This is a genomic window from Actinosynnema sp. NPDC023658 (assembly GCF_040639995.1).
Classification (GTDB): domain Bacteria; phylum Actinomycetota; class Actinomycetes; order Mycobacteriales; family Pseudonocardiaceae; genus Actinosynnema.
On sequence record NZ_JBFAAX010000284.1, the window covers coordinates 1 to 7,600 of the forward strand.

General features: G+C 72.3%; 5 protein-coding genes. All 5 read right to left on the bottom strand.

From position 1 onward, the window contains the following. Positions 1-33: 33 nt before the first annotated feature. Positions 34-1,704, bottom strand: a complete 1,671-nt coding sequence (locus tag AB0G02_RS23905; RefSeq protein ID WP_360797690.1) for an FAD-dependent oxidoreductase — start codon at positions 1,702-1,704, stop codon at positions 34-36. Between the two features lie 31 nt (positions 1,705-1,735). Then, entirely contained in the window at positions 1,736-3,607 is a 1,872-nt protein-coding gene (locus tag AB0G02_RS23910; protein ID WP_360797691.1) for a thiamine pyrophosphate-binding protein, read from the bottom strand. Between the two features lie 339 nt (positions 3,608-3,946). After that, positions 3,947-5,215, bottom strand: a complete 1,269-nt coding sequence (locus AB0G02_RS23915; RefSeq protein WP_360797692.1) for a PP2C family protein-serine/threonine phosphatase — start codon at positions 5,213-5,215, stop codon at positions 3,947-3,949. Positions 5,216-5,310: 95 nt separating this feature from the next. Then, positions 5,311-6,819 (bottom strand): alpha/beta fold hydrolase, encoded by a 1,509-nt coding sequence (locus tag AB0G02_RS23920; RefSeq protein ID WP_360797693.1) that lies wholly within the window; start codon positions 6,817-6,819, stop codon positions 5,311-5,313. A 139-nt stretch (positions 6,820-6,958) separates the two neighbouring features. Beyond that, positions 6,959-7,600: family 1 glycosylhydrolase (locus AB0G02_RS23925; protein ID WP_360797694.1), on the bottom strand; the 642-nt coding region annotated here is incomplete at its 5' end.

The following is a 7,600-nucleotide window of genomic DNA, read 5'->3' on the forward strand; positions in this document are numbered from 1 at the left end:
TCCGACCCGCGTGACGACCGGACCGGGGCTCGGTCACCAGCCCAGGTAGATGTCCTGGAGCCAGTGCGGCTGGGGGATCTTGAAGTCGTCCCGCAGCACGAGCTCCGCCGTGGTCAGCGCGCCCTCGACCCAGCCCTGCTGGCCCGAGTAGGCCTCACCGACGACGTGCAGCGAGTACTCGGGCACCGGCGTGCGGACGGCAGGCATGACCTCCTTGGGGTTGTGCTGGGGTTCCCAGAAGAGCCAGCCGCCGCCGAAGGGGTCGGTGCTCCAGTCCGCGAACGCGCCGTACACGGGCGCGGGCACGCTGAGACGGCCGTGGAGCAGGGCGAGCTGCGCCCGGGCGTGGTCGATCATCTGCGGCGGGGCCCCGTGCAGCACCGGCGGCGGTTGCCAGCGCGACCGCGGCTCGGCGCCCTGGAGGTTGAACGCGGAGAAGTTCCGCAGCATGACGTCGACCAGACCGCGGTCGTTGGCGGGCAGCTCCTCCTCCGTGGGTTCGAGGCCGCGCCAGAAGTCCACGGCCACCGCGTCGTCGTAGGAGGCCATGATCAGGCCGTAGGGCGGGCAGTCCGCGCCGCTCTCGCAGCTGTCGGGCCGCATGTAGTAGGTCTGCCGGATCGGCATGTCGCTGACCGAGCGGCCGTGCTCGATCACCTGGCCGGCGTACCCCGCGTCGTCCCACCACCGCTGGTCGTAGAGCAGGAAGAGCTTGAACGCCGGGTACGGGCGCACCGACCTGATCAGCCGGCGCAGCCTGCGGTCGTTCCTGATGTCGAAGACGTCGCTGCGCTCCAGCAGCTCCAACGACCGGCGCGGCATGGCCAGCACCACGTGCCGCGCCCTGACCCGCTGGGCCTCGCCGTCCCGGGTCAGGTGCAATAGCAGGCCGGGGCCGCCGGTCTCGACGTCGGCGTCCACCCGCTCCAGCGTCGTCCCGAGCTGCACGGACTCCTCGCCGCCCAGCTCCCGCACCTTGTCGCCGAGGGCGAGCGGCAGGCCGTCGTACCCCTTGCTCAGCGTCTCGTACCGCGGGTTCTGGGTGAAGTCCAGCGAGACGTTCTGGAACGCCTCGGCGGCGTTCCAGTTCAGCGCCAGGGTGTAGTAGCCGAACGAGTCGATCATGTAGTTGTAGGCCTCGGTGGACAGCTTGTCGGCCAGCAGGTTCCAGAAGCCGACCTTCCACAGCTCGCGGCCCTGGTAGCGCAGGCGGGGCTTGAGCTCGTCCCAGCCCTTGCGGTCGGTCGGGGTGCGGTGCACGTCGTTGTCCGCGAGCACCTCCTGGATGACGCTGTTGATCAGCGAGAACGGCGGGGTCTGCTCGTTCGGCTTGAGCAGGTAGCGGCGGTCCGCGGTGGTGAAGTCGCCCGCGTTCATCCGCAGCCCGCGCAGCTGCCAGATCAGCCCGGGGTAGCCGTCCGCGAAGAACGGGATCCGCTGGTCGCCCAGGTCGAGCACGTCGAGCAGTCGCCAGACCAGCTCCTGCTGCTCGAAGAACCTCATGCCGCCCAGCTCGGCGCGCAGGCCGGCGTCGTCACCGCCGGGGTTCCACGTCAGCAGCTTGCCGCCCAGGCGGTCGCTCTGCTCGAACACCCGCACGGTGGGCCGCTCGGTGCTGTCCGCGAGCAGCCGCCAGGCGGTGTAGAGACCCGAGACGCCGCCGCCCACGACGGCGTAGTCGACCGAGTCGGTGTGGTCGGTCATCGGTGCTCCTCGGTGGTTCGGTGCGGGGGCCTCACGGGACGACCACGACGTTGTCGAACCACCCGGTCCGGTCGGTCGGCGGCAGGGCGGCGCTGGTCGGCACCTCCACGAGGTACGGCTCGGCGTCCGGTGCGCCCGGCTGCTTGCCGCGCACGTGGGCCAACCCCTTCGCCAGGGCGGGCACCAGGTCCTCGCGCTTCTGCACCCGCTGCCCCGGCACGCCGTAGCCCGCGGCCAGCTCCACGTAGTCCAGCGACGGCTCCAGGTGCAGGTACCGGGTCGGGCCGGACGGCTGCCAGGGGTAGGAGTTCTCGATCTGCTCCACCCCGATGAGCAGCGTCTTGTACTCCCCGTTGTTGAGCACCACGTAGAGGATCGGCAGGTGCAGCCGCACGGCCGTCCACCACGACTGGGGGTAGAACAGCGCCGAGCCGTCCCCGACCACGTTGACCACCGTGCGGTCCGTCCCGGTCGCCAACCGGAAGCCGAGGCTCGCGGGCATGGAGTAGCCCAACGAGCCGCCCTCACCGACGAAGTAGCTGGTGGGGTGGTCGAAGTGCAGGCTCTTCGCGAAGTACGGGAGGTCCGACACCCCTTCGTTGACCAGGACCAGCCCCGGGATCTCCCCCTGCCGCTGCAGCTCCGCCATGGCCGCGGCCACCTCGGCGCCCTCGATGGCCTCCTCGTCCGCGCCGGCGCCGTTGTGGGCGACCTCGCCCGGGGAGGTGCCGTTGCGGGTGGCGCCGTTGCGGGCGTAGTGCTCCACCAGCTCCTGGCGCTGGTCGCGCAACCCGGCCAACCACTCCTGCGCCGCGCTGTCCCGGCGGTCCGGCATCCGGGCCGCCGTCTCCCGGGTGAGCGAGGGCAGGGTGACCTTGATGTCACCGAGGACGGCGGCCTCGCCGAAGTGGTTCTTGCCGATCTGCCACGGGTCGTTGTGCAGGTAGACCTGCCGCACGTCCGGCGGGATCAGCGGGCCGTCGTCCCAGTTGAACACCACCAGCTGGGCCTGGGCGTTGAACCCGCACAGGAACGCCACGTCGTGCTCCGCGAACAGGTCCCGCACCTTGGCCTGGGTGCCGGGCAGCTCACCCATCCAGTTGGCGTACTGGTTGGGGTAGTTCAGGTAGCTGCTCAGCTGCTCGCTGTAGACGGGGGCGCGCAGCAGCTCGGCCAGGGAGCGGATCTCCTCCCACGCGTCGGCCGCGCCCACGCCGTCACCGACGACGATGAGCGGCGTCCGCGCGGTGGCCAGCACCTCGGCGGCCTTGCGCACCTCCGCGACGTCACCGGCGAACCCGGAGGCCACCCGGGTGAACCGGCCCCGGCCCGGGTCGTAGGAGTCCTCGACCGTGAACTGCCACGGGATCGACAGGAAGACCGGGCCCAGCGGCGGTGCCATCGCCACCTTCAGCGCCCGCTGCATGGCCATGCCGATCTCGTCCGGGCCGCGCACCTCGTAGGACCACTTGGTGTACTGGTCCGCGACGCGCACCAGGTCCGAGGCCAGCAGCGGCTCCTGGATCAGCAGGTTGCTGTGCTGCTGCCCGCACAGGACCACCACCGGCACGTGCGAGCGGGCGGCGTTGAACAGGTTGCCCAGCGCGTGCCCGATGCCGGGGGTCACGTGCAGCTCGACCACCCCGGGCTTGCCGGTCGCCCGCGCGTAGCCCATCGCCGCGCCGAGCGCGATGTTCTCGTGCAGGCACGGGACGTACGCCACGTCGTTGGTGGGCACGTCGGTGCCGTCGATGATCGGCACCTCGTTCGTCCCCGGCACGCCGAACATCCGGTCCACGCCCGCGGTCCGGAGGTAGTCGAGGATGACGTCGCGGCCGCGCTTGCGGTCCGCGTCGGCCGGGCGCACCCGTTGTCGTTGTTCTCGTTCCGCGTGAGTTGTCACGTCAATCGCGTCCTCAATCCGCGGCACCGCGGCGCGGTGGCGCGCGGTCCGCTGTCGACGAACCGGGGATCGGGAGACCGCTTTCGACGGTAGTGGCGCGGCTGCCGGACACCAGGGTTTCCGACCCTCTCGACCCGGACGAGACCACAGTGGACACGTTCGTGGCCGGCCTCGTTCACCAGCCGTCACCGGTCTCGAACCAGCGGCCGTGCGTCGGTTTCAGGTGGCGGGCGGGACGCGAACGGCGGTTACGTCCTCACCGCGCACGTCTCCACCGCTCACGTCGTCACCGCGCACCGGCTCACCGGGTCGCCCGCGGCCCTCGCCGGCCGAGCGGGGTCACCCCGTCCAGCGAGACGGGTCCGGCGGACCGCCGGCGCCCTCGTGCGCGTGGCGCTGGAACGGCGAGGCGGTGTCGGTGTCGGCGCCCGTGCCCGCACGGCGGTCCGTGCGGTGGGTGCCGTGCCAGTCGAGGCAGAGCACGGTGGCGTCGTCCCGGAGGTGGCCCCGGCACGCCTGCCGCACCGCACCGGTCAGCGCCCGCACGACCTCCCTGGGGTGCAGCCGGTCGGTGTCGCGGATCAGGCCCGCCAGGTCGGCGTGGGCCGCCTCGCGCTCGATCATGCCGTCGGTGAGCAGCACAAGCCTGTCGCCGGGCCTGAGGTCCAGGGTCTGCGCGCGGTACCGGGTCTCCGGGGACACGCCGAAGAGCAGGTCCACCTCCAGCGGGACCGGTTCCACCACGCCGTCGCGCAGGAGCAGCGGTCGCGGGTGCCCGGCGTTGACCACCTCGACCTGCTCCTGGTCGAGCTGGACGCACAGCAGCAGCCCGGTCGCCAACGCGCTGCGACCGTGGTCCAGCAGCGCCTGGTTGGCCCGTTGCGCCTGGTCGACCAGCTCGCACTCCGAGCGCCGGGCTCCGCGCAGCGCCGCCGTGAGCAGGGTCGCGGTGAGGGCCGAGGCGACGTCGTGACCGACGGCGTCGGTGATCGACAGGTGCAGGACGTCGTGGTCCAGCGCGTAGTCGTAGGTGTCGCCGCCGATGTCGTCGGCCGGCACCAGGCCCCCGGCGACGGTGAACTGGGCCGCCTCGCAGCACGAGGCCGACGGCAGCAGCTGGTGCTGGATCTCGGCGGCCAGGCTCATCCCGGTCGTGCGCCTGCCCGAGTGGTAGAGGTCGGTGAACCGGCGGTCGGTCACGATGATGTACGCGAGCGCGTGCGCGGCCTCCCCGAGCTGGGCCAGCGTCGACTCGTCGAGGCTGGGCACGGTCATCTCCAGCACCCCGAGGCAGTCGCCGCGGTTGGTCACCGGGAGCACGACCCACGTGCCGTCGGACCCGGTGACCCCGCGGTGCGGCCGCTGGGTGCGCAGCACCTCGTCGTAGGCGCTGCCGGGCAGGGATATCCGCTCCGGGACCCGCGCGCCGGGCTCGTCGGTCGACGTCAAGCGCACCAGCTGCTCGCCGACCAGGTCGACCAGCAGGAACGAGACGCCGGTCGCCCCGAAGCGCTTCTCGAGGTTCCGCGCGACGACGTCGACCGACCGCACCGGTGGGGCCTGCTCGGCCGCCACCAGCACCTCTCCCAACCCGACCTCACCGTCCACCGTGGCCTCCCGCTACCCAACGGGGGTTTACCCAACTCCACGGCGAACATCACTCACCCATCCGGACGGATAGGTTCACCCGTTGGTCGGGCGTGTCACAGCACGACCGGCAGGTTCACCGTGACGTCGCGCAGCAGCATCGCGCCGGGCGTGCGGCTGCCGTGCAGCAGGAACATGTCCGAGATCGGCGTGACGGTCAGGAACAACGACCGACCGGCGGGGATCGTCGCGGCGACCGAAGGCAGCTCGATCGTGCGGCGGGCGCCGAGGGTGACGCCCGGCTCGCGGTGCGGCAGCACGTTGTTCTGGATCACCTTGGCGTCCAGGGGCGACGTGCCGGTGCTGAGGGCGAAGAACGCGCGGCTGTCCAGCCCGAAGGTGCTGACCGCGGCCTCCAGGGTGGGCGACCCGGCCAGGGTGAGCGGTCCGTCCGCGATCTTGATCGCCTGCGGCAGGCCGACACCCGCCGTGGTCAGCACGTCGGGCAGCGCGGCGGTGGTGCTCGGTGCGACGGAGTCCACGCCGACGCAGCCGCCCTCGGCGGTCATGAGGTGGTAGCGGCCGTGGCCGCTGATCGTGCGCGGCGCACCCAGCAGGTTCTCCGCCAGGAACCGCAGTTCGAGGTCGTCGTAGCCGGACGCGCCCAGTGCGGTCGGGCACGCGTCGCCGGCGACCGCGTAGCCGCCCGGCACGGCGGTGGGCAGCGTGTGGCCGCCGTTGAAGCCGACGAGCAGGCTGTCGGCGCGCGCCCGGGGCGTCAACGCGCGGTCGAAGTTGTCGATGGCCTGGTCCAGCGGGAACAGGTTGTCGCTGATGCCCTGGTGCAGCAGCACCGGGATGTCGAGGCGTCGGCCGGCGTCGGAGTGGAAGGCGGGGCCGTTGTCGCGGAAGAACTCGTCCATCGCGGCGGGCCAGTTGCCCGTGAGCATGCCCTCGGCGTAGCCGGCGTGCATCGTCGAGGTGTGCGCGCGCGGCGCGATGGCGTAGAGGGCGGTCACCCACGTGGTGCGCACGACGCCTTCGGGGGCCAGGCTGTCGTTCAGCGAGCTCCACGTGATCTGCGGCGCGAGCGCGTCGAACCGGGTCCGGCCGGTCTTCGCGATCTCCGCGAACGCCCCGGCGAACTGGTAGCCGCCGCCGTAGGACCCGCCGATCGCGCCCAGGACCGGGTCGTTCGGGCCGGTGCGGCGCACCCAGTCCAGCGACGCGACGTGGTCGATCACCCGGATGACGTCCTCGCCCTCGAACGCCGGGTCGCCCACGTGGGCCTTGCCGCCACTGCCGCCGAAGCCGCGCTGGTCGAAGCTCACCACGCCGAACCCCGCGTCGAGGTACGGCTGGAACGAGCCGGGCTCGGTCGTGCGGCTGCCGCCCCAGCCGTCGCTGTGCAGCAGCACGGGCACCTGGTGGGCCGCCGACGCGCCGGCGGGTCGGAACACGGTGAAGCAGATGTTCACCGGTCCGGGTGCCAGTGGATCGGTCTCCGGCACCCCCGCGACGCAGGCGTCGACCGGCGTGGGGTGGTCGGCCATCGCCGCCGGAGGGGCGGCCACGGCGATACCGGCCGCGGTGGCCATCGCCGTCAGTGCGGTCACGATGCGCATCGGGGGTTCTCCACTTCGTTGGGGGGACGGGAGAGCAGGGGGACCACGACATCGCATCGGTTGGAACCGGTGCGGTGAGGGGGTCGAACGCCGGCGCGGGCGACGTCGGTTCGCGCCGGGTGGGGACTTCCCGGGCGTTTCAGACAGTTCCGGCGCGGGCCACGTCGCCGTACCAGCGCGCGCTGGGCTTGACCGTGCGGGCGAAGGTCTCGCGGTCGACGGACACCAGGCCGAACGTCGGCCGCCAGGAGCCCCACTCGTAGTTGTCCAGCAGCGACCAGTGCAGGTAGCCGCGCACGTCGACCCCGTCCGCCATGGCGCGGGCCAGACCGGTCAGCGCGCCGCGGGTGTACTCGACCCGCTCGGCGTCGTCGGCCGTCGCGATCCCGTTCTCGGTGACCAGGATCGGCACCGACGGCCCGACCCGCTCGGCGGTGCGGCGGACGGCGCCCTCCAGCGCGCCCGGGTGGAACTCCCAGCCGGTCAGGGTCCGCCGGGCGTCGACGGCGGGCTCGACCGGGCCGTCCGGGCCGATGACGACCCTGGTGTAGGCCTGCACGCCGATGAAGTCGTCGCCCTTGGCCGCGTCGAGGAACTGGTCCTCGCGGGAGTGCGCCCACTCGGCGGCGAGGTCGTCGGCGCCGTCCACCGCCTGGAAGTTCTGGTTCGCCACCGTCCACCCGGACCGGACGCGCGGCAGCGCGGCGAGTTCCTCGCGGGCGGCGCGGTGGGCGGCGACGAGGGCGTCCGCGACGTCCTGGTCCGGCGGTGGCATCGCGCC

Bases quoted from the DNA above. Each gene is read 5' to 3' on its own strand.
- AB0G02_RS23905 (WP_360797690.1), bottom strand. From the start codon at position 1,704: ATGACCGACCACACCGACTCGGTCGACTACGCCGTCGTGGGCGGCGGC.
- AB0G02_RS23920 (WP_360797693.1), bottom strand. From the start codon at position 6,819: ATGCGCATCGTGACCGCACTGACGGCGATGGCCACCGCGGCCGGTATC.